At 71.4% G+C, this 19,841-nt stretch carries 21 protein-coding genes; 13 read left to right on the forward strand and 8 right to left on the reverse strand.

Features of this window, described 5'->3' with window-relative positions; translation table 11 throughout:
• Positions 1 to 389 precede the first annotated feature (389 nt).
• The 3 genes from ACFY00_RS30485 to ACFY00_RS30495 form a co-directional block, all read right to left on the reverse strand.
• The gene (locus ACFY00_RS30485) at positions 390 to 1,835 is read right to left on the reverse strand and encodes a restriction endonuclease (protein WP_388035324.1); all 1,446 of its coding nucleotides are present in this window, start codon (positions 1,833 to 1,835) and stop codon (positions 390 to 392) included.
• A 287-nt stretch (positions 1,836 to 2,122) separates the two neighbouring features.
• A complete protein-coding gene (locus tag ACFY00_RS30490; protein WP_388035326.1) occupies positions 2,123 to 2,371 on the reverse strand; it encodes a DUF6213 family protein in 249 nt (82 codons plus the stop codon).
• A 28-nt stretch (positions 2,372 to 2,399) separates the two neighbouring features.
• The gene (locus ACFY00_RS30495) at positions 2,400 to 2,783 is read right to left on the reverse strand and encodes a hypothetical protein (RefSeq protein ID WP_388035329.1); all 384 of its coding nucleotides are present in this window, start codon (positions 2,781 to 2,783) and stop codon (positions 2,400 to 2,402) included.
• A 347-nt stretch (positions 2,784 to 3,130) separates the two neighbouring features.
• On the opposite strand from ACFY00_RS30495, the gene ACFY00_RS30500 reads away from it, so the two are divergent.
• On the forward strand, positions 3,131 to 3,835 hold the full coding sequence (locus tag ACFY00_RS30500) for a transposase family protein (RefSeq protein WP_388035332.1): 705 nt from the start codon (positions 3,131 to 3,133) through the stop codon (positions 3,833 to 3,835).
• Positions 3,836 to 3,865: 30 nt separating this feature from the next.
• A complete protein-coding gene (locus ACFY00_RS30505; RefSeq protein ID WP_388035334.1) occupies positions 3,866 to 4,354 on the forward strand; it encodes a hypothetical protein in 489 nt (162 codons plus the stop codon).
• 115 nt (positions 4,355 to 4,469) lie between these two features.
• Here the strand turns inward: ACFY00_RS30505 and ACFY00_RS30510 are convergent, their stop codons facing one another.
• From ACFY00_RS30510 to ACFY00_RS30530, 5 genes are all read right to left on the reverse strand, one after another.
• Positions 4,470 to 5,273 carry a hypothetical protein gene (locus tag ACFY00_RS30510; RefSeq protein WP_388035336.1) on the reverse strand — a complete coding sequence of 268 codons (804 nt, stop codon included), beginning with the start codon at positions 5,271 to 5,273 and terminating at the stop codon, positions 4,470 to 4,472.
• Positions 5,274 to 5,375: 102 nt separating this feature from the next.
• Complete coding sequence (locus tag ACFY00_RS30515; protein ID WP_388035338.1) at positions 5,376 to 6,296, reverse strand: DciA family protein; 921 nt, start codon at positions 6,294 to 6,296, stop codon at positions 5,376 to 5,378.
• Positions 6,293 to 7,543, reverse strand: a complete 1,251-nt coding sequence (locus tag ACFY00_RS30520; RefSeq protein ID WP_388035341.1) for a hypothetical protein — start codon at positions 7,541 to 7,543, stop codon at positions 6,293 to 6,295. The genes ACFY00_RS30515 and ACFY00_RS30520 overlap by 4 nt, the downstream gene beginning before the upstream one ends.
• Before the next feature lie 1,047 nt (positions 7,544 to 8,590).
• Positions 8,591 to 9,427: a GNAT family N-acetyltransferase gene (locus ACFY00_RS30525; RefSeq protein ID WP_388035344.1), complete on the reverse strand. Its 837-nt coding sequence runs from the start codon at positions 9,425 to 9,427 to the stop codon at positions 8,591 to 8,593.
• 2 nt (positions 9,428 to 9,429) lie between these two features.
• Positions 9,430 to 10,191, reverse strand: a complete 762-nt coding sequence (locus ACFY00_RS30530) for a GntR family transcriptional regulator (protein WP_388035346.1) — start codon at positions 10,189 to 10,191, stop codon at positions 9,430 to 9,432.
• Between the two features lie 411 nt (positions 10,192 to 10,602).
• Between ACFY00_RS30530 and ACFY00_RS30535 the strand changes: the two genes are divergently transcribed.
• From ACFY00_RS30535 to ACFY00_RS30585, 11 genes are all read left to right on the forward strand, one after another.
• A complete protein-coding gene (locus ACFY00_RS30535; RefSeq protein WP_388035349.1) occupies positions 10,603 to 11,442 on the forward strand; it encodes a hypothetical protein in 840 nt (279 codons plus the stop codon).
• 78 nt (positions 11,443 to 11,520) lie between these two features.
• Complete coding sequence (locus ACFY00_RS30540; protein ID WP_388035352.1) at positions 11,521 to 11,742, forward strand: hypothetical protein; 222 nt, start codon at positions 11,521 to 11,523, stop codon at positions 11,740 to 11,742.
• 349 nt (positions 11,743 to 12,091) lie between these two features.
• Positions 12,092 to 12,586 carry an ATP-binding protein gene (locus ACFY00_RS30545; RefSeq protein WP_388035355.1) on the forward strand — a complete coding sequence of 165 codons (495 nt, stop codon included), beginning with the start codon at positions 12,092 to 12,094 and terminating at the stop codon, positions 12,584 to 12,586.
• A 95-nt stretch (positions 12,587 to 12,681) separates the two neighbouring features.
• Positions 12,682 to 13,116 (forward strand): hypothetical protein, encoded by a 435-nt coding sequence (locus ACFY00_RS30550; protein WP_388035358.1) that lies wholly within the window; start codon positions 12,682 to 12,684, stop codon positions 13,114 to 13,116.
• Between the two features lie 37 nt (positions 13,117 to 13,153).
• Positions 13,154 to 13,408 (forward strand): WhiB family transcriptional regulator, encoded by a 255-nt coding sequence (locus tag ACFY00_RS30555; RefSeq protein ID WP_388035361.1) that lies wholly within the window; start codon positions 13,154 to 13,156, stop codon positions 13,406 to 13,408.
• A 117-nt stretch (positions 13,409 to 13,525) separates the two neighbouring features.
• The gene (locus ACFY00_RS30560; RefSeq protein WP_388035363.1) at positions 13,526 to 14,035 is read left to right on the forward strand and encodes a hypothetical protein; all 510 of its coding nucleotides are present in this window, start codon (positions 13,526 to 13,528) and stop codon (positions 14,033 to 14,035) included.
• 133 nt (positions 14,036 to 14,168) lie between these two features.
• Positions 14,169 to 15,890 carry a DUF2637 domain-containing protein gene (locus ACFY00_RS30565; RefSeq protein ID WP_388035366.1) on the forward strand — a complete coding sequence of 574 codons (1,722 nt, stop codon included), beginning with the start codon at positions 14,169 to 14,171 and terminating at the stop codon, positions 15,888 to 15,890.
• A gap of 187 nt (positions 15,891 to 16,077) precedes the next feature.
• Positions 16,078 to 16,542, forward strand: coding sequence for a hypothetical protein (locus ACFY00_RS30570; protein ID WP_388035370.1), 465 nt, complete (start codon positions 16,078 to 16,080; stop codon positions 16,540 to 16,542).
• Complete coding sequence (locus ACFY00_RS30575) at positions 16,539 to 16,847, forward strand: hypothetical protein (RefSeq protein ID WP_388035372.1); 309 nt, start codon at positions 16,539 to 16,541, stop codon at positions 16,845 to 16,847. The genes ACFY00_RS30570 and ACFY00_RS30575 overlap by 4 nt, the downstream gene beginning before the upstream one ends.
• Before the next feature lie 131 nt (positions 16,848 to 16,978).
• Positions 16,979 to 19,222 (forward strand): hypothetical protein, encoded by a 2,244-nt coding sequence (locus tag ACFY00_RS30580; protein WP_388035375.1) that lies wholly within the window; start codon positions 16,979 to 16,981, stop codon positions 19,220 to 19,222.
• 64 nt (positions 19,223 to 19,286) lie between these two features.
• Complete coding sequence (locus ACFY00_RS30585; protein ID WP_388035377.1) at positions 19,287 to 19,721, forward strand: conjugal transfer protein TraB; 435 nt, start codon at positions 19,287 to 19,289, stop codon at positions 19,719 to 19,721.
• Positions 19,722 to 19,841 lie beyond the last annotated feature (120 nt).

The following is a 19,841-nucleotide window of genomic DNA, read 5'->3' on the forward strand; positions in this document are numbered from 1 at the left end:
ATCAGCCTCGGGCTTACCCGCGCGGGCGACACCTGGACCATCACTCCCACAACCGCATAGCGCAGGAGGGCTGTCCCAACCGGGACAGCCCCCCCCAGCAAGAAGATCTTCATCAGACTTCTAGGTCGAGGAGGGAGGGCTGCAGGCCCGGCTGATCCGCGGTCACCCGCACACCCTAGACGTTTCGTTGCGTCCCTCCTGCCGCAGCCTTTTGCGCGCCGTCCCCCAGGGCGGACCGCCAGTTCGGCCCGCGTTTCGTTGCGGGGAAGGGTGCGGGCTGTCCCTGCTCGCATCGCGAGAGGTCGGGGTTTCGTTGCGGCCACGGAACGGCAGCGGCCCTGTTTCCGGAACGACCTGGAGGCTGGTGACGGAGGGATTCGAGCGGGGGTTTACGGAAGCTCGACCACTTCGTGCAGTGGGTCGCCGAGGGCGGCCCACTGTCGTAGTGCTTGGCGGCCCACCAGGCGGATGTTGTGTTCTCGGGCGAAGTGGACGGCCGGCGCGGTGAAGGTGCCGTTGGTGACGAGCACGGCGATGTCCGCCTTGTGGTGGGGGCGGGCGGTCCCGTTGAAGCGTTGGAGGTCGGGGGTTCCGATGCTCCGGCCGGAGGCGGTGTGCTTGGCCTGGAAGACCACCAGGCGGTTGTCCACGGTGACGGCGCCGACGTCTGCGCCGAGGTCGCCGGATCCGCCGTGGGAGCGGGTGATGGTCATGCCGTCCCTGCGGGCGAGGTCAGCGACGAGGTTTTCGAACTCCCGGTGGTGCAGTTCGTCGATCTCTTCCAGGTCGACGGGCGGCGTTTTCATGAGGTGGGTGATGCGCCGGTTGAGGATCAGGGCCGATCCGTGGACGGCTTCCCGGTGGGTGGCGAGGATCTTCTGCATGTCGGCGCGGGCGGCGTCGAGTTGGCGGGCGAGTTCGGCGATCGCCACCACCTTCGCCGGGCCGTTGGGGTGGCGTTGGAGGGGCGGGGCGCTGGCGGGGCAGAGGCCGAAGTCGGCTGCTACCTCTTCCCAGATCTCGGTGCAGGTGTCGACGCTCTCGTTGGCGGCTTCGAGGGCGTCGAGCATGTCGATGGTGCGGCGGAAGTGAGCGCTGGCGTCGGCTTCCTTGGCGATCTGCATCGGAAGGCTCCATGCCTTCGGTGCGGAGTACGTTCCGCTGAGACACTGCTTATCCTCGGTGCGGAGCGCGCGCCGGTGCGCGGTCAGTTGTCGGTAGGTGGAGTGCAGGAACCGGCCTTCGACGCTCAAGGCGCCCTCGGCGAGGTGCTTTCGCCGTCGATTCTCCTGCAGTGCCAGTTCATGGACGGCGTCGCGGTGGGCGGCGACGGCCTGGTCGAAGCGTTCCATGCTCCGGTCCGACTGGTCCCAAGCCTCGCTGATGGCTTCGAGCGGGGATGTCCGTGTCGCGGTGTGGTCGCGGTGGAAGAAGTCCCGGGGGTCCAGGCCGCACTCATCGCTGATGTTCTTCCAGGAGGTGTACGCGATCTCCAGGCAGCGCTGGGCTTCGCGCGCAGCTTCCGCGGCGGCGGCCGCAATGTCTTTCAGGCACTCGTCGATGCTCTCGCGGATCGCCTGCGGCACCGGCGCGAAGTCGTCGTCCCAGCGAGCGTTGAGCCGTCGGTATGCCTCCCTCCTTGTTTCTTCGGCTGCTGCGCGGTGCTTGTCGAGGTTGTAGTAGAACTCGCGCAGGATCCATGCCTCGGTCGCCCAGAGCCAGGCTGCTAGGAGGTCGTCGGAGTCCGCCATCGCGATGTTCCTTCCCATCACCTGGCGAATTTTGGCGTTGCGGTAGCGGGTGGGAACGACGAGCGCGGTTCTGTCTATCTTCACGTGTGGAGGCTAGCCGGGGTACCTGACATGCCTGCCACCAGGGCCTTTGCTGGTTTCCGCAAGGTAGTGGACAAGGTCCTGGCGGTGCGCGGCAGGATGGCGGCGGCCGCTGCAGAAGGTGGGGCGTGGGCCCCGGATCCTAATCACGTTGCTCTGGGTCGCGGTTTTGACGCGGCCGCCATTGGTGGTGCTGGCGGTGAGGTTTGCAGGGTGCTCCGGGCTGCTTTCGGTGCGCGAATCGATCAGGGATCCGGCATGGCTCTCGCTGCGCAGGGGCTGGCAGTCGGTCAGCTCGCTGCGGAGATGCAGGCGATGTCGATCTGGTCGGCGAGGCCGACCAAGGCACCACCGAGCAGGGCCACGGTCTGCGGGTCGAGCTCCGCCTGTCCGTCGCGTTCCCAGGTCAGCCACTGCTGGGCGGAGGCCCGCAGGAGGCTGCAGACGTCGGCGGCGGGGATGACCATCTCACCGCTCTCGCTGTCCTGGTAGAGCGCCAGGGGCAGGCGCAGTTCGCCGGGCTCGGGTGTGTCGTCCATGTCGGTGGTCCTCTCGGTGGCTGCTGGGTCAGGTGCCGTCGGCGGCGAGGTAGGTGTCCGCGAGTTCAGCGAGCTCGCGGGCGAGGAGGTCGGCGCGAGTACGGCCGGTGGTGTCGGTGTCGGGCAGGCCGTTGCGGTCGGCGTCGGCAACGGCGGTGTCGATGTCGGCGGCGTACCTGAGCAGGGCCTCGTAGAGGCGGGCGGTGGTCACGAGGTCGAGCGGCACCCGGCCGGTGGTGCGCCAAGAGCGAAACACCTCTGCGCTGTGGCGCAGCAGCGCTCCGATCAGAGCCGCGGGGAGCATCAGCTCTCCGTCTCCGTGCCGGTAGAGCACGAGAGGAAAGGGGTGTTCGAAGTCGAGCAGCGTTTCGTTGTCCTCAAGGTCGGACGTGCTGCTCGGCGTGCTGTCCATGTCGGACTCCTGGCAGGTCGGTTGGGATCGGAGGTGGTTCGGCTGCGGTCGCCGGTTCGCATCCGCGGCCTGTGCGGCGAGGGCTTGGTGGCGGCCTCGGCAGGTGACGCGTCAGCTGCCGGGCAGACGAGGCGGCCGCCCCGCGCTGTGCACGCTAGGGTGCCGGGCGCGGTCAGCGGCCGGGGCGGTGGCGAGGATCGCGGGCAGCACGGTACGCAGCGCACGGTCGGCGCGGTCCAGGAGTGCGCGGTGATGACGATCCCTGAAAACGGCTCTGACCGGAGTCCCGTGAAAGACCAGGTCACAGGCGTGAATGCAGGATCGTTTCGCTGCGGGATGACCTTCAGGTGGCTCTCGATTCGATCGAAGACATGCTGTTCCCCGGAGTGGATGTTGAACTGGAGCGGGTGACCGCCGGGTTGGACCTGGTGCTGGTCGAGGCCGCCGCGTGCGGCCCGGCCGTCCGCTGCCCGGACTGCGGGATCCTGGGCAGACGAGTCCACTCCACGTACTGGCGCACGGTAGCCGAACGCCCACTGGCGGGAAGGAAGTTGCTGATACGACTGCGCGTGCGCCGATACCTCTGCGACCGCCTCCGGTGCGGGCGACGGACGTTCGTCGAGCAGGTCCAGGGGCTGAGCGAGCGTCACCTGCGCTCCAGCACCGGGCTGAAGGATTGGCTGCGGGCCGTCGCCACCGAGCTCGGCGGCCGCGCGGGCGAGCGGCTGTGCCGCAAGCTCAGCGTCGCGGCCGGCCGCACCCGACTCCTCGGCCTGCTCGAAGCACCCCAAGTGCCCGAGCGGGCGCCGCGGGTGCTCGGCGTCGACGAGTTCGCCTTCCGCCGGCACGGTGCTGCAGGCCTGCACAGCCGAGCCCGGCACGCCGGGCGGCTTGTCCAGGGGAAACGCACCGGCCGGTCGGCTCCGCTGGCCTTCCGGACGGCCTGTCCACCGGCAGAAGGGCGTGCTGCTGGAGCTGTCCACCGCCCGCCGGGCGCGGCAGAGCCCGGGCACCGGCCTCTGCGTCCGGCCGGTTGTCCCGCCCGGCCGTGACCGGCGGCGACCGCGACTGGTTGAGCACGGGTGAACAGCACCAGCACCATCGACCTGATCCTGTTCGGCGGCGAGCCGAACGACGACGGACCCGACTACGACGGCCTGAACGCCCCGGAGCGGGAGGCGATCGCCGAGGCCACCGTGACGGGCGTGCGCGCTGCGGTCTGGATCCGGACGCTGGCCGAGCGCCAGGACGAGGAGGACCACCGGCGGAGTCTGGGGCGCTACGCGCGGGCCGTGGAGCGGATCCTGTCCCGGGAAATCGTGCTCGACCGCGACGGCCGGCTGGAGGGCGAGCTCCTCTACGAGCTCGACCCGGCCGCCTTCACCCTGGAGCGCCCCGACGCCGGACCGATGGACCTGCGGCCCGCCGAGCGGGTCGCGCTGGCCGCGATCGGCGCCGCCACCGCCTCCGCGCCCAGTACCGTACTGGGCGACCTCGCCGCCGACCTCCCCCGGATCTGCCGACTCATCGACCACGCCCTGGCCGTCGGCAAGCGCTGGACCGCAAGGTAGGGAACGGGCTGTCCCGGTTCGCTGCACGAGAGGTCTGGGCTTCGTTGCGGCCGCGGAATGGAAGCGGCCGCGGTAGCGGATCTGCTTCCGGCACGACCTGGCTGCTGGGGTTGACTCAGAAGCTGTTCTGCTGGACGTAGGTGCGGGCCTGCTCCGTGTCGGTGTCCTGGGTCTGCCCGGCGCGCAGGCCGGCCCGGGTCTGGATGTCTTGGATCAGCAGGTGGGCGAAGCGGCGCACATGGTGGTTCTCGCCTTCGACGTCGATCGCGAACTCGACCAGGTAGTCCAAAGCGCGGAGCTCGTCGGTGGTGATGGTGACGATGGCGGGATCGGCCTGGCCGGACTCCAGGGCGCTGGTGATGCCTCGCCAGCAGGTGGCGAGGCGGGCCTGGCGTACGCGCTGGTCGGTATTCTCGGACCTGGTCTCGTTGGGGTTGGAGACGTTGGCGGACATGAGCCGGTGGAGCAGGGTGTCCAGGTCGTGTCCTGCCGCGCGGTAGAAGGGCCGGTCCTCGCTGCCGGCCTCGTCCAGGTCGATCGCCGCAGTGGCGACGAAGTTGGCCACCGCGCTGGGGCTGGGGAAGAGTCCGGCGCCCATCCACCGGTCAGCGCCGCCGAAGAGGCCACCCGCGGTGATGCGCCACCCGGACAGGCCGCCCCAGGAGAGCGTGACGCTGTCGTACGGGCCCATGCCGGTGAACCGGGGCGCGGTGCCCGCGGGGAAGGTGACGACCACGCGGCCGTCCACGTCGTCCTTCTCCAGGAGGTCCTCGTGGTCGCCGCCTCCGGCGCGGGGGCCTTGCACGGTGGTGAGGGCGACCGGGTATCCGTCGGCGAGGAGCAGGTCAACGATGTCACCCGCGTAGTCGCCGAGTGCCTGCTCGAACGCCCACACCGTGCCGATGCTGATGTCGATCACTGTTTGGGCCTTCCGCCGCTCGAACACGCCAACAGCCCATTTTCCCATGGGAGTCGAAGCTTAGGCCACGGGAACACGGCCGGTGCTGTGCGACGGTCCAGCTCACGCGGCGCCGCGTACGGCGGTGGCCGGCGCCTTGGTCGCACGGCGGGCGGTGGGCAGCGGCGTCGCTCCGGCGCGCTCGGCGCGGGCCCGCAGGAGTGCGCCGCGATGCCGCTGGCGCTGTTCGCGGGCGTGGGCGGTCACGGCCGCCAGCTGCAGGTCCTCCTCGACCGGCAGCCAGTTGGTGGTCTCCGGCTCGCGGAGGCGGTTGTAGTGGCGGCGCAGGATCTCCTCGCGTTCCGCGGCGGCCTCCTTGATGGCGGCCTGGCGGTCAGCGGTGGACTCGGTCATCTGCTGGCGCAGCTGCCGGTAGACACTGCTGTCGGCTGCAGGGTGCAGGGCCGGGGCGAGCGGGGTGTAGTGCGGGTCGTCGTCCAGGTTCGTGCTTTCGCTGCTGGCGCGGCCGACGCGGACGTCGAGTGCGCGGACGCTCCCGGCGGGCAGGTGCTGCTCGAGGCGGCGCAGGACGTCGCGCTGGTGCAGGCGCAGCTGGGTGGCCCAAGCCGGGGTGTCGGCGAGGATCCGCAGGGTGCTGGTGGTGACGTCGAAGCCGGCGAGCGTCCAGTGCCGGGCGTTGGCGTCGCCGACGATGATCGCCCACTTGTCGTGGAGAGTGCCGCGGGCGGTGCCGGTGGCCCAGCCGGCGATGTCGGCCATCGTCGCGATGACGCCGCCAGCGGGGGCGGGTTCGCGGGCGTCACGGCCGAGCTGGGCGATCTCCCGCGCGGTCGGCGGCTTCCGCTTGGCCAGGGTGTGGCTGGAGGTGCGGGCGGCCCGCTGGGCTGCGCGCAGGGCGGTGCGGGCGAGGTCCGCGCCGGACAGCTGCGGCTCGCGCACCTCGTCGTGGGCCTGGTCGCCGCCGCCGTTGTGCTGGTCGTCGGCGGTCTGGACGGCGCTGCTGGTGGGGTCGGTGGCGCTCATCGGACTCCGATCTGCACGTTGGGGTTGGCGGCCAGCCCGGCGTAGCGTGCGACCAGGTCGACGCCGTAGCGGTCGATCGCGGCGTCGACGTCGTCGTCGATCGCGGCGACGATGGTGCGCGGCGCCCAGTGGGCCTGCGCGAGGCTCTCCTCGGCCGGGTGGGACTCCGGGGTCGGCGCGGGGGTATCCATCAGCGCGAACAGGTTGCTCAGGCCCGCGAGCTCGCGCATCGCCGCGTTGTCCATCGGTTCGACGCGGGCGGCGACGTCCTGCCGAAGCTCCTGGTCGTAGGCGGCCTGTTCGGTCTCCTGGCGCAGGGCGTGGGCGATCAGGGCGTGCGGGCGTTCCGGCCGCCACAGCGCCCCGGCGCCGTACTGGCCCGCGATCTCGCCCAGCCACGCCACCGCCCGCTCCGGGCTCCAGCCGCGGTGTGCCAGGTCGTTCAGCACCCATCGGAGCTGGTCGTGGCTGGCCCGACGCACCCACGGCACCCGCCGGTAGGCGACCCGGGCCATCAGGTCCCCAGTCGCCATCATCGCGGCGGTGACGACCTGGCCGAGCACCGTGCGGCGCCGCTCCCCCGTCGGCTTCCTGGTGGGCTTCTTCCTGGTGATCGACTTCGTGACACGGGCGTCGCCCGTAGTCTTTTGATCACCCACGGAGGAAGAGCCGACGCAGTGGGTGGTACCACCCTCCATTGGGGTGCAACGCGAGGTCTTGACGGGCCGTCCGGTGCTGCTGTGACGAACGGTGCGGCGGGTACGGCGCGGCTTCCTCGCGGCCTTCCGGCCGAGCTCCGCGATGACCGTCCGGCCCTCCTCCGAGATGCCGACCATCCGGCGCTCCAGGCCCTCGCCCGCGGTCCGGATCCCCAGCGCCCGGTCGTAGCTGACCGGGATCAGCCGCTCGTACTCCGACGCCAGGCTCTCCACCCGCTTCTGGCCCTCCGCCATCGGCAGCCGGGTGCCGATCGACCGCCACGCCAGTAACCCGGTCGACCGTAGGATCTCCAGGTGGTACTGCACCGTCCGGCGCGAGCAGCCCAGCCGCCGCATCAGATACGCGATCGTCGGCCGGCACGGCGTCAGCTCCTCCAGCACCGCGACCAACCGCAGCGTCGTCTCCCCGAACCGCGGGCCGTGCGTCGGGACGTACAGATCGGCCCCGTGCACCCAGTGCGCGGCCTGCCGCCAGGAGTACCCGTCCAGCGCGACCCGCCCTTGCGTGGTCGCCGCCCACTGCTCCACCTTCGGGACCAGCAGCCGCGGCAGAACCGGCGCGCACGGTGCGAACCGCGAGGCGCGGGCAGGGGAAGCCGTGTAGCCAGTCGGCTGGTCAGTCGACTCCTCCTGCGTACTCACCAGCCACCCCGAAGGGCGGTGACGCGCACGGCGAATGCCGTCCAGGAGGCCGGAAACAGGCGTTCTGGACGGCATGCGGGCATGCCGGAGTGGAAACCGGCAGCGTCCTGCTGCATGATGACCTTGCTCTCCTTCTACGCAGGAGGGAACGCGAAGGCCCCTCGCTGGGCTGGAGCGGTTCTGGGAGAACCGAAGAAGTAGCGAGGCGACAGGCCCCTGGCAGGGCGGTCCCTCACGAGGAACATCTGGGAGCACGACCGTCGGCAACCGGTCCCGCTCCTGGGCGGCGCCATCCGCAACACCCTCCCGGCAAGGAAGGTGAAAGCGAACAGTGGGCGCCGCCCCAGTAGGGCTAGGTCATAGCCACCGCCACGGCACACCGGCTGTACGAGGCAGCCGTCGTGGACGCCGAACTCCTGATGATGCGGAGCACGGCGGAGCCCGAGCAGGTCAAGCCTTCAATGAAGGCGACACACGAACGGGCGACCCCCACACGGCGCAGCAGGGCGCCGAGCGGGGAAACCTGGGAGTCGTACGGGGCCGAAACAGCCAGGCGCGCCACGCGGGCGCGCGACATCGGCCAGGCGCTGTTGCGCTGACGGGCCGTCCAGCAGGTACGCTGATTCACAGCGCACACCTCCTTGTCACTAAAGGTGTCGCAACGAGCCAGTCGAGCCGCTCTCACACAGCTCCTGGCTCACCGGCCCCGGGCAACCGAGTCCGGCGGGAATCTTCCAACCCCGCCGCGGATGCCACGGGGCCGTTGAATTTTTGCCACCTTCACCACGCAGCGGGGCTTCCACCTCCCGCGCCTGGTAACGGTCTGCATCTGATCCTAAACCCACTGCATCCCCCTCGCGCCACGCGGCTGTGCTGACGCTTCCGGAGTGTCGAGCCGCATGACGCAGAGCGCGCGGGATACTAATCGGTTTGTCAGGCACGTCGGGGGGCAGCCGCCCAGGCGAGATCCGTCGGATCAGGCAGAGCTTGGATGCAGGCCTTGGCCTCGGCCAACTGCTTGAGTGCCCGCTTCAAGGAACCGTGTGCCAGGTACAGGTTCTCAACCGCCTTGTCGTACTCCCCTCGCACGAGGCCCGTCACCGGTACCGAGGTGCGCTGCAACTGAGCCTGCAGTCCCGCCACTTCATCCGCCAGAGATCCGACAGTGTGGTGGGCTTCGGTGACGTCCACGCCGAACTGCTCCGGCAGCGGACTGACGATGGTCGGAAGCATCCGCTCGGGGAAGAGAACCGTGCCAGCCGGCCGCTGCCCCAGCCACCCGCTCAGCCTGGTTGCGGCGTGCTCCGTACGAACATGCTCAAAGCCTTGTTTCGTGTAGTAGAGCTGGAGGCCGCGGTTGTTCCGCCAGACGTCGAGCCTGACGAACTGCTTGCCTTCCGCCGCTGCGATCACCGAAAGCCAGTCGAGGATGCGGGCGCCGAGCTTCTGGCCAGCTGCTGAGCGAGCCACGATCAGCTTGTAGACGTAGAGAGCGGAGGAGGGATCGTCGGATTCCTTCCAGAAATCGGTATCGGCCAGGCCGCGGCTGACCGTGGCAGCCACGGCGTCGTGCTCGTCCGTGAACACCCAGGTCTGACCGCGGTTGATCCTCTCCAGCCAGCTCTGCATCGCACGATCGCCCAAGTCGGGGTCGGACCACTGGTCGACGCCCATGGAGGCGAGCCACCGCTCAGCCTCTGTGCGCAGCGCCATCAGCGCGGGGATGTCCTCTGAGCTGGCCAGACGCACGGCGTAGTCGGTCGAGGGCATGGTCAGACCTCCAGCTCGTAAACGAAAAGGTTGCGGTCGCCGGGGGCGATGGTGGTCATGACTCTGACCGGGAACTTCTCCCCGTAGCCGATCCGAACGTGGATCAAGACGGGCGTGCCAACGGGTAGCTGGAGGATGGTGCTCTCCTCCGGCGTGGGCATTCGCGTGGTGATCATGTCGCGCACGCGCAACTGCGGATGTCCTATGTGGCGAAGTACGCCACCGGGAACGGAGACCTCGCGGTCCTCGTCGAGGAGGGTGCCGCGAGCGATCGTTCCGGGGAAGGTGGAGACCGACAGTTGGAACGGCTGGCCGTCGACCGAGCGCACCCGCTCCCGGCAGACCACCTCGTCTCCAGGGGAAATCTGAAGCCACTCAGCAACCTGCGCGCTTGCTGGCTTGACCATGCGAGTGATGGTCTCGCTGGGTTCACGCCCCGCCTCCTGGATGGCGGTTGCCCAATCGTCTCGCGCGTTCGAGTCGCGACGTTCACCGCGCTCGAAGTCGCTGAGGTTCCAGGTGATCCGCCGGACCGAACGTACTCGCCGACGTCCTCCCTGCTCTCCGACGACAAGACCCTCGCGCTTCAGGATGTCGACGCCAGCTGCCGCAGTCCGGGGCGCCACGCCATACGTCGCGGCAATCTCCCGTCCAGTGGGCAGAACGGAGCCCGGCCCAAGCGCACCGGAGCGGATCTGCTCACGAAGGGCGTCTGCGATGGCCCGGGCCTTCCTTCGGCTACCAGGGTCGGTCGGATTCGTCATGGAGCACAACGTACCTGATCCCCCGTGAGTTTTGTACTTAACTTGCCGGAGCTTCCATGCAAGGAGTCCAGCGAGGCTGCCGCTCGAACGTCATCCGCATCTTCAGTGCACCACAGTGTGATGTTTGACGCTAGATCAGCGAACTTATGCACCAAACTTCTTGACGGATGCTCAGCAGATGCGTACGGTCGTCCATGTCGCCGAAAGTTAGGTAACAAAGTCCTAGCTCTCGTGCAGACAACAGGTCAGGGCTGGTAGCACCACCAAACCGCCCGCTGCACCTGTGCACCGCATCGCTGATGCGTTGTCCGCCCGCCAGGGCGCCGCCGGATCATCTGGCAGGCCTGGCGGGCGGAGAGAGCACCGCGCCGCGGACCCCACCCTCCCCTCCGCACTGACGAGGAGCCCGAGATGACCCCTCCGACCGCGACGCCCGCCGCCCGGCAGCGCAAACGCCGGACCCGCACGACGAACGTGTCCTGCCGCCCGCCGCTGGCCGTCTCCACACTGCTGCCCAACGACTACGACCTGCTGCCCGGTGTCGAGCACCTGCGCTGCCCGGACTGCACCACCTGGTGCCCGCTGACCACCGACAAGGGCAGCCAGGGCTGGAAGCAGGCCCCGCACCACACCGAGCGCGCCGGTACCCCTGGCGCCCGGCGCTGCTCCGGGTCCAACCGCCGGGTTCTGCTGGACCTGACGATCGCCCAGTGGCAGCAGCAGCTGGCCGATGCCGCGAAGGAGACCGCCTCCCGTCGGCCGACCACCGTCCTCAAGAAGGTCAAGGCCCCGGTCGCCCCCGCGATCACCCAGCTCGACCCGGCCCCGGCCACCGCGGACTCCGCCCGCCGCACCTACGAGCTGCACCGCTCCCGCTGCACCGCCTGCACCGGCCGCGCGCACTGCCAGGACGGCGGCCGCCTGGCCGCCGCCTACCTGCGGCTCCTGCAGGCCGAGCCCCAGCGCCGCCGCAACCGCGCCCTGTACGAGGAACTCCACGCGGCCGCGGAGAAGGTCCGTGCCCGCGAGCTCCCGCGCCAGCGTCACGCCCAGTGGGCGAAGGTCGCCCCGGTCGTTGCCGCTGCCGACTCCGCGCGGATCGAGCCGCTGGCCGACGCGATCGCGCCGATCCGCGGGGCCGAGGTTCCGACCGTGTGGCGCGACAGCAAGGAGCAGGCCCGCGCGCTGGCCGCGAACCGCACCGGCGCGGCGACCCACAAGGCCAGCCCGCTGAGGGCCAAGACGAACTGACCAGCCCCCACCCCACCGTCACCCGACTGCGGCGGCCCGGATTCTCCGGGCCGCCGCTTCGCATCCCTGGAGGTCTCCGTGCGTTACGGCATCGTCCCGAAGTCCGTCGGCCTGCTGCTTGACCAGCTCACCTGCACGGCCGACAGCTGGCCGCCCAGAACGGCGGGCCTTCGCCGGACCCCGACCGAGGAGCGCCTCGTTGCGGCGGCCAGCCCGCTGCGCGACGGCCCGCGTCACCGGTTCCGGCATCCGATGCACTGCTCCACCGGCGCGGCCGCCCCGATCCTCGCGGCCGCCTGACCAGCACCTCTCTCCTGCGACGCTGCCCGTCGCCGCCGTCCCCGCACCCGGGTACGGCGGCGACGGGGGGACGGCAGGAGCCGCCCCCACCAACAGCGACGGCCCCGGGATTGCGCCCCGGGGCCGTCCACGTCGCCTTAGTAGGAGGCAACGACCTTGCTGAACAACATCATCGCACGTCCCGCCCGCGCCGAGGGTGACAGCGACCCGAACATGGACGAGGCACTGCGCCGCGCCCGGGGCGGGGGCAAGAAGTGACCACCTCCGACCTCGCGGTCTGCCGCAGCTTCATCGGCGGGGGCAAGCCCGTCACCCCGCCGCCGCCCACGAAGCCGAAGGGCGGCCGGTGATGACCGCCACGACCTTCGGCACCGGCACCGCGGCCGGCCTGACCGTCCAGCCCCCGGTGCTGCCCGCGCCCCGGCCGGGCCTGTTCCTGCGCGAGCGCCTCGGCGGGATCACCGCCCACCTGACGGCCGACCAGGAGACCGTGCACACCGTGCGGTCCCTGGCCCTGACCGTCCTGGTCGCCCACGGCGTCGACCTGGAGACCGCCGAGTCCGCCCAGCTGGTCCTGTCCGAGCTGATCGGCAACGCCGTCCGGGCCTGCGGGGAACACGTCCCGCTGGTCGTGGAAGTCCACCGCGCCGACCACGACGCTGTCGTCACCGTCCACGACCCGCTCGCCGGCGTCGGCCCGCGCCGCACCAGTACCGCCCCGGACAGCGACGAGGCGGAGTCCGGCCGCGGCCTGGTCCTCCTCGACGTCCTCGCCCCCGGCTGGACCGTCCGCCCGTCCGCGATCGGCAAGCGCATCCGCTGCCGCATCCCGGCCGCCAGCTGACGAACCGCCCCACTCCCCGCGCCGCTCCGCCCCGCGGACCAAGGTCCGCAGGGCGCAGCGGCGCTCCGCGAACTTCCCCGGCCGGAGGCCACCTCATGAAGCACCGCGCCCGCACCTCCTCCCCCGCCCGCCGCGCCTACTACGAGGCCGCCACCTACCGCCGGTGGGTGGCCCGCGAGATCGGCCCGCGCCGCGTCGGCGGCCTGTACCGCACCAGCCCGTTCGACCCGGTCTACGAGGTCCTCGCCATCGAGGAGGGCCCGCGCACCGAGTGGCCGACCTGGCAGATCACCGTGCGCGTCCTCGGCGAGACCCGGATCCGCACGCACAACGCCGCCTGGGAGGGCGAGGTCGTCGCCGAGCCCGGCGAGCAGGCCCTCACCTACTGGGCCGCCTTCGCGCTGTCCCGCCCGGCCGACGACGGCGCGCTCCTCGAGCAGCGCCACGTCCTGGACGAGGCGTTCCACCCCGGCACGGTCGCCGCGCTCCACGAGCTCGCCCGCACCGCCCGGTTCCCCCAGAACGCCTGAGCACACCGACCGCACACAAGAAAGAGGAGAGACCGTCATGGACTGGCGAAGCCGCGCAGCGTGCCGCGACGAGGACCCCGAGCTGTTCTTCCCGATCGGCAACACCGGCCCGGCCCTGCTGCAGATCGAGGAGGCCAAGGCCGTGTGCAGCCGCCGCTGCCCGGTCAGGGAGCAGTGCCTGACCTGGGCGATGGCGACCGGCCAGGACGCCGGCGTCTGGGGCGGGCTGAGCGAGGACGAGCGGCGCGCGATGAAGCGCCGCTCCTCCCGCAACCGCGCCCGCACCGCCTGACCGCCTTCGGTTGCTGTCGTTCGCCGCCCGCCCCGCCCCCGGATCCGCCCGGGGCTGCGGGGCGGGCGGTGTTCGTCGGTGCCCGACGCACCGCCCGCCGCGACCAGGAGGTTCCTGATGTTCCGACTGATCCCCACCCACCTCTGGGAATCGACCCAGCGCCGTCTGGGCCACGCCGAGGGCATCCTCGCCGCCCAGGCCGTGGGCTGGCAGGCGCCGCTGCCGCCCGTCAATGGTGACCGCGCCGACGTCCTGCGTCACGTCGACGCCGCTGTCCGCGACGAAGCCGTCTGCCGTGCCACCGACTTCGCCGAGCGGTTCCTCGACGAGCACAGCGCGCTCGGCCTGGCCCTCGCCGAGCGGTGGACCGGCTTCCCGGACGGCACTGCCGTCTACTGCCTCGGCGGCGGCTACTGGCTGCACTACAACCCCGGCCGCACCAAGCTGCACACCAGCCGTGCGTACCGCTTCCGGGAGCCGGAGGAGATCTGCCTGATCACCGGCACCAGCAAGCGGGAGACGGAGCCGATCACCAGCCTGGCCGTGCTGCTGGAGCGGCTCGGCGGCGACTACATCGACTACCGCGCGGACCGGGCGGACGCGGCCGTCGCCCCCATCTTCGGCTGACCGCGCCCACATTTCGGACCCGGCCACCCTCAGTACGCCCGCGGCGGCGGCTGTTTCGGACGCACCCGGGTGCGTTTCGGGAGCAGCCTCCGCCGTTTCGGATACGCCCAACCCGAGCCTTCCGGAGGCCCTCGTGACGATCACCGACTCGCCGCCGACGGCGGCCCCGACGATCCTTTCCCGTCCCCGGCCGGAGCCCGTTTCGGGCCCACCCGCCGCCGTTTCGGAGACGGCCCACTTTGCTTCGGCTCCGGCCGACAGCGTTTCGGGACCGGCTTCGGCCCAGATCCTGACTCGGCCCCAGATGTGGTCGGCGGCCGGGATCGTGGCGGCCGCCCTCGCCCTCGCCGGCATCGGCCTCTACCTCTCCTTCGAGCACGTCGCGGGTTTCGCCCACGATCGGCTGGGCTTCGGCACCCTCCAGCAGGGCCAGCTGTTCGCGGTCGGCGTCGACACCGGCATCATGGTGATGATCGCCATCGACCTGTTGATGGCCTGGCTCAAGCGCCCCATCGCCTGGATCCGCTACCCGGTGTGGCTGCTCACCGCCGCCACCGTCGTCCTCAACGCCGCCTCCGGCGCGCCCCGCGGGCGTACCTGGGAGCTGCTGGACTACGTGGCCGCCGGCGCGCACGGCATCGTGCCGGTCCTGTTCATCATGGTGGTTGAGGTCGGCCGGGACTCCATCGATCGCCTCGTGCGCCCTGACCAGGCCGAACGGGACGCGGTCCCGCTGATCCGCTGGCTGCTGGCGCCGGTGGCCACCGCCCGGATCTACCGGCGGATGCGCCTGTACGACGTGCGCTCCTACCCGGAGATGGTCCGCCGCGACCAGGAGCTCATCGCCTACGAGCTGTGGCTCAAGCGCAAGCACGGCGGCGACCTGTCCGCGGCTACCGAGGACGAGCTGCTGCCGATGAAGATGGCCCCGCACGGCTACACCGTCGCGCAGGCCCTGGCGATGCCCGCCGACCAGGAACGGGCCGCCCAGGAACGCGAGGAGGAGGCTGAGCGCCGGCGCCGCGAGGCGGAGACCCGGCGCCGCATCGCGAAGAAGCGCGCCGAGGCCGAGGAGCTGCGTGCGGACGGCGAGCTGGAGCAGGTGAAGGCCGAGGTCGAAGGCGCCACCGGGCAGGCCCGCGCGCACGCGAAAGCGCAGGTCACCGCGGCCGAGCGGGCCGCCGCGGCCGAGGAGGAGGCGCTGGAGACGGCGCTGGTCGCCGAAGCCCGTGCCCGTACCGCCGTTGCCAAGCGCGAGGCGGCCCAGGAGCACGAGACGGCGGCGGCCGCGAACCTGCGGGCAGCCGAGCTGGAGAAGCTGGCCGCTGAGGAGCGCCGCCTGGCCGCGGAGGCCGATCAGGTGGCTGCCGCCGAGGCGCGGGCGATCGAGACGGCGACCATCGCGGCGGCCCGCAAGACCGCTGCCGAAGCTGACCGGCTCGCGGCCGAAACAGAGGAGGCGGCTGCCGAAGCGCGTCGGGCCGCCCGCGAAGCGGCGCGCCGGGAGGCCGAGGAGGAGGCGCGCCGCGAGGCTGCTCTCGCCTCCGTGGAGCAGTCGCGGCTGGCCGCCGCCGAAGCGCTCCGGGCTGCTGCCGAAACGCGGCTGGCCGCTGCCGAAATCGAGCAGCGCGCGGTCGAAGCCGAGGACCAGGCGAAATTGACGCCGCGCCAGCGGGCGGTGCGCAAGGTCGCCCGAATGATCCTCGCGGCGTCCGGGCCCGAAACGGGCGACGTGCGGCCGGCCGACCTGCCGCTCGCGGAGATCCAGCGCGCGTTGGAGGTCTCCTCGCCCGCCACGGCCTCGGAGTACCGCAGCGAGGCCGCCGAACTGCTCGCCCAGGGCTACCGGCCCTGACCACGCACCGCCGAGCACCGGCCTCTCCGGTGGCCACCAGGACGTTGGAGCCGTCCTGGTGGCCGCCGAAGGCGCCGATGCGCCGAGCACCACCCTAGACCCGGGCATCCGGCCGGAGACCGGGTCGGTACCGCACGCACAGTCCAGGCCGCGGCCCCCGCCGTGCCCGACTCCCTGGAGGAAGACCATGACGACCCCCGACGACCGCGCGCGATTGAGGTACACGGCGAGGACCCCGGAGGAGTTCGCCGCCTACACCGCCGGCCTCGTGCGCCACCTGGGCGACCTGCGCACCTCCCTGGCCCTGCTCGGGCAGGAGACCAGCCAGGCGCTGCGTGAGACGTCGGTCGCCGGCGATGGGCGCTTCGACGCCCGCCTGCGGGCCCTGCCCGTCGAGCGCCAGCTGGCCAAGACCATCCGCAGTCTCGAGAGCGCGGCCAAGTCCCTGGAGCGCTCGGCCCTGCGGCGCATCGCCCACGACAGCCGCGTCGCGGCCCTTCCCGCGCAGCGCGCCGCGAAGGCCCTGGAAAAGGCGAACAAGAAACCGCCGAAGTCCGCGCCGGTCAACCAAAATTCCGCGAGCAGCCCTCAGCCTGCGGAAAACAGCTACACTGAACCCCGGAACATCTTCGACCTGAAGCGGCCAGCATGACGCGGCCGCTGACCTCCCGCGAGAGGACCGTGGAAAACCGGCGCAAGTTCTACAGCGACGGCGAAACGGCGGCAATCCAGTCGCGGGGAGAGGGAAAAGGCGCAGCGGAGAACTGGCTGCGCCGCCTGCGCAAGGAACTGGTGCTGGAGGAGCGGGTCGGCCGCGGCGACGTCTGGGACGGCTTCGCGCTGGTGTGCCGACTGTTCCTCGCGGCCCTGCAGCAGCGCGCGAAGGGCGATCCGACGATCTGGAACGACACGCTGCGCTACGCGCACGAGGTCACCACCCGCCACCCCCCGATGTGACCGAGCGTCACCGATGAGGCTCCGCCGGAGTACCGGCGGGGCCTTCGCGCGCGCGTATCGCGTGCACCCGTGCCCGCGTGCACGCGTGCACGAAGACCCTACTGTCTGTCAAATCCGCGAGAGGAGCCGTTGTGCCCGACGACAGCGTCCGGCCCGAGTCCGAGGGGAGGGTGATCAGCCTCCCGCGCTCCGGCGAGGCGTACGTGCCGCCGCCGGCCGCCCGGTACGCCGACGCCGCCCGTGCCGCCGACACCACGACGCGGGCGCCTGAAATCCCCGCCGCTCCCCAGCCTTCCGTACCGGCCGCATTCCGGTCGGAGCCGATTCCTGCTCCGTCGGCCACGGCGGGAGAATACGAGGAGAGCGGAACCGAATACGACGGCGGCGAGGAATGGAGCGAATATTCCGAGCGCCGGACTTTCGCCGAAATTGTTTCCGACTGGCTGCAGCACCTGGTCGATACCGCCCGGCAGAACCGGGACGAGCACGCGCCTTTTCGTGAAGCCCAGGTCGCGGACAAAGTCGCCCGCCTGAATGCGGAGACCGAACGGGAGCTGGGCCTGCTGTCCCAGCACAACGAGCTGCGCAAGGCCCAGCTGGGCGCCCGCGCCGCCCAGGCCTCCGCGGCTGCGGGGGGCAAGGGAGCGGGCGGTACGAGTGCGGCCCACCGCTCTGCCTCCAACCGAGGTTCCGGCCCGGGCGGATCCGGGAGCGATCCGCGGGGCGGGCGCAGCCCCGGCGGTCTGGGCAGCGGCGGCGGCACCGGCGCGAGCCGCGGTGGTACCGGTGCGAGCCGTCCGGGGGCGCTGCCTTCTGAAGGCCGTGTTCAGCCGCTCAAGGGGCCCTCTGGCGGCTCTGGGCCCCGTGGCCGGAGCGATGGGGCGGCAGGGGGTCTGACGGGCCGCCAGAACGGCTCCGGAGGGCCCCGCGGATCCGGCGGCTCCGGGACGTCCACGGGAACCGGGGCGTCCGGCAGCAGTGGGGGCCGCGGCGCCTCGGGGGGCAGCGAGCGCCCCCGGTCGCTGTCCGCTCTCGCTGCTGAGCGCTCCAGGGCGCGCCAGGAGCGGCGCGCGGTGAAGCAGAGCGCCGACTTGGCCGACCGCGCGAAGGACCGGGACTCCGACCGGGCCCACCGCGAGCGCGTCCGCGACGACAAGTACGCCCGAAAGCAGCGCCGTAAAGAGCTGGCAGAGGAGTCCGGGACGACCCGCGCGGACCTGGCGCGCAAGCTGCTGGAGCAGTGGAAGGCCAAGGCGGCGTCGAAGTCTGACGGGCCGTCGCCGAAATCCGAGGAGGCGTCCCCGAAACCGGAGCAGGCGGTCGAGAATGCCGACCTCGCCAAGGGCAAGGACCGCGGCGAGCGCGGCGCAGCACCGGCAGCCGATCCCGAAACCGGCCCCAGGCCGGAACCGGCTGCTGGCAGCGCTGCCGAAACCGGGGCCAAGCCCGAGGAGGCGTCCCCGAAACCGGAGCAGGCGGCCCCGAAATCCGAGGAGGCGTCACCGAAACAGGGGGAAGCGGCCGAGGAAGCCGGCCCGGCCAAGGGCGAGGACCGCGGCGAGGACCGCGCAGCACCGGTAGCCGATCCTGCCGACGGGTACGGGGCGGCGATGACCCGTGACGGTTGGCTGGGGTACCTGGGAGCGCTGCACGAGAAGGAAGCTGCCGGAAGCCGCGGGAAGCCTCCGCGAGGCGGCTTCGAAGAGCACCCGCCCGGCCCCGGCCCGGAGGTGGAGCCGGAGACGGTGGCACCTGGAAACCCGGACATGGCTCCCCGCAGTGCTGTGGGGAGCGAGGACGACATCCCCGATGCGGAGATCGTGGTGACCGAACTGCCCTCTAAGGTGTCCGCCGCAGCGGAGCCCTCACCTCAGTCCCCCACCGAGCAGCCCGGCACCGTCCGGTCCGGCACCACCACCTCGTTCGAAGGTGCCGCAGGCTCCGGTGGCCAGATGCCCGGCAGGTCCTGGGGCGCGGCGGGCGCGGGCATGGCCGGCGAGCACCAGACCGCGGTGACACTCACCGAGTTCCTGATCGCGATGGCCAACATCAAGGTCCACTCGTCCCAGGACGCCGAGAAGGTCCAGAACGCGGTGGACAACCTCACCGTCTGGGCGCACCGCTGGAAGCGCATGTGCGCTGAACTCAGCGGCAGCCACAACCTGGAGCGCAAGCTGGTGCGGCTCCTGGACGCCCTCGCCTCGCTGTCCGACAGCACCGCGGAGAACGCGAGCCGTCTGGCCCAGGCCGTCCATACCGCCTCGCAGAAGGCCACCGAGGCCGCCCAACAGGTCGCACAGGTCTACGAGGAGGACCGTGCCGCCATGCGCGAGGGCGGTCTGGAACAGGCCTCCGCAGCTGTCCACCACCAGTGACCGATCCCCTCGGACAGAAAGGAGAGGAACAAGGATGAGCGAGCAGAGCAGCAACCTGCCTGCGGTGCCTGCGGCCAAGACGGCCGCGGTGTACTCCGGCAGGCGGCGCCGGCCCCGCCCCGGCGCGGACGACAGCAGCGGCAGCGACTACGAGGCCGTGCAGCACACGCTGAAGGTGTTCAGCGAGGCGATGCAGCAGGCCGTCAAGGAGCTGGAAGGCCTGGACAAGAAGTGCAGCAGGACCGCTGACGAGGCGTCCACCCTGGCCGGGAACCTGGCCGACGCCGACGTCGACGGCCAGTTCGTGGCCATGACCCAGGACGTGGCCAAGGAGCAGGCACGCGCGGCCAAGGCGGTCCACCAGATGCTCGAGCAGGCGCAGCAGGCCGCGAGCGCTGCGGTGGCCGTGCAGCGCGCCCACGCCCGCATGTACGGGCCGCTCCATCGGGTCCGTAAGGGCCGCAAGTACCGCACCCCCAAGCCGGGGTTCTTCCAGTAGCACCACCAGCCGATCACCGCCGCACCCCCTGGGGGGGGGGGGGGGGGGGGGGGGGGGGGGGGGGCGCCCGCCGGCCGGGCGGGGGGGGGGCGGCCGCGGGGCGGGGGGGGGCGGGCGCGG

The organism is Kitasatospora sp. NPDC001540 (assembly GCF_042894345.1).
Lineage (GTDB): Bacteria > Actinomycetota > Actinomycetes > Streptomycetales > Streptomycetaceae > Kitasatospora > Kitasatospora phosalacinea_C.

Bases quoted from the DNA above. Each gene is read 5' to 3' on its own strand.
- ACFY00_RS30490 (WP_388035326.1), bottom strand. From the start codon at position 2,371: ATGGACGACACACCCGAGCCCGGCGAACTGCGCCTGCCCCTGGCGCTC.
- ACFY00_RS30495 (WP_388035329.1), bottom strand. From the start codon at position 2,783: ATGGACAGCACGCCGAGCAGCACGTCCGACCTTGAGGACAACGAAACG.
- ACFY00_RS30515 (WP_388035338.1), bottom strand. From the start codon at position 6,296: ATGAGCGCCACCGACCCCACCAGCAGCGCCGTCCAGACCGCCGACGAC.
- ACFY00_RS30525 (WP_388035344.1), bottom strand. From the start codon at position 9,427: ATGCCCTCGACCGACTACGCCGTGCGTCTGGCCAGCTCAGAGGACATC.
- ACFY00_RS30530 (WP_388035346.1), bottom strand. From the start codon at position 10,191: ATGACGAATCCGACCGACCCTGGTAGCCGAAGGAAGGCCCGGGCCATC.
- ACFY00_RS30535 (WP_388035349.1), top strand. From the start codon at position 10,603: ATGACCCCTCCGACCGCGACGCCCGCCGCCCGGCAGCGCAAACGCCGG.
- ACFY00_RS30545 (WP_388035355.1), top strand. From the start codon at position 12,092: ATGACCGCCACGACCTTCGGCACCGGCACCGCGGCCGGCCTGACCGTC.
- ACFY00_RS30550 (WP_388035358.1), top strand. From the start codon at position 12,682: ATGAAGCACCGCGCCCGCACCTCCTCCCCCGCCCGCCGCGCCTACTAC.
- ACFY00_RS30555 (WP_388035361.1), top strand. From the start codon at position 13,154: ATGGACTGGCGAAGCCGCGCAGCGTGCCGCGACGAGGACCCCGAGCTG.
- ACFY00_RS30560 (WP_388035363.1), top strand. From the start codon at position 13,526: ATGTTCCGACTGATCCCCACCCACCTCTGGGAATCGACCCAGCGCCGT.
- ACFY00_RS30570 (WP_388035370.1), top strand. From the start codon at position 16,078: ATGACGACCCCCGACGACCGCGCGCGATTGAGGTACACGGCGAGGACC.
- ACFY00_RS30575 (WP_388035372.1), top strand. From the start codon at position 16,539: ATGACGCGGCCGCTGACCTCCCGCGAGAGGACCGTGGAAAACCGGCGC.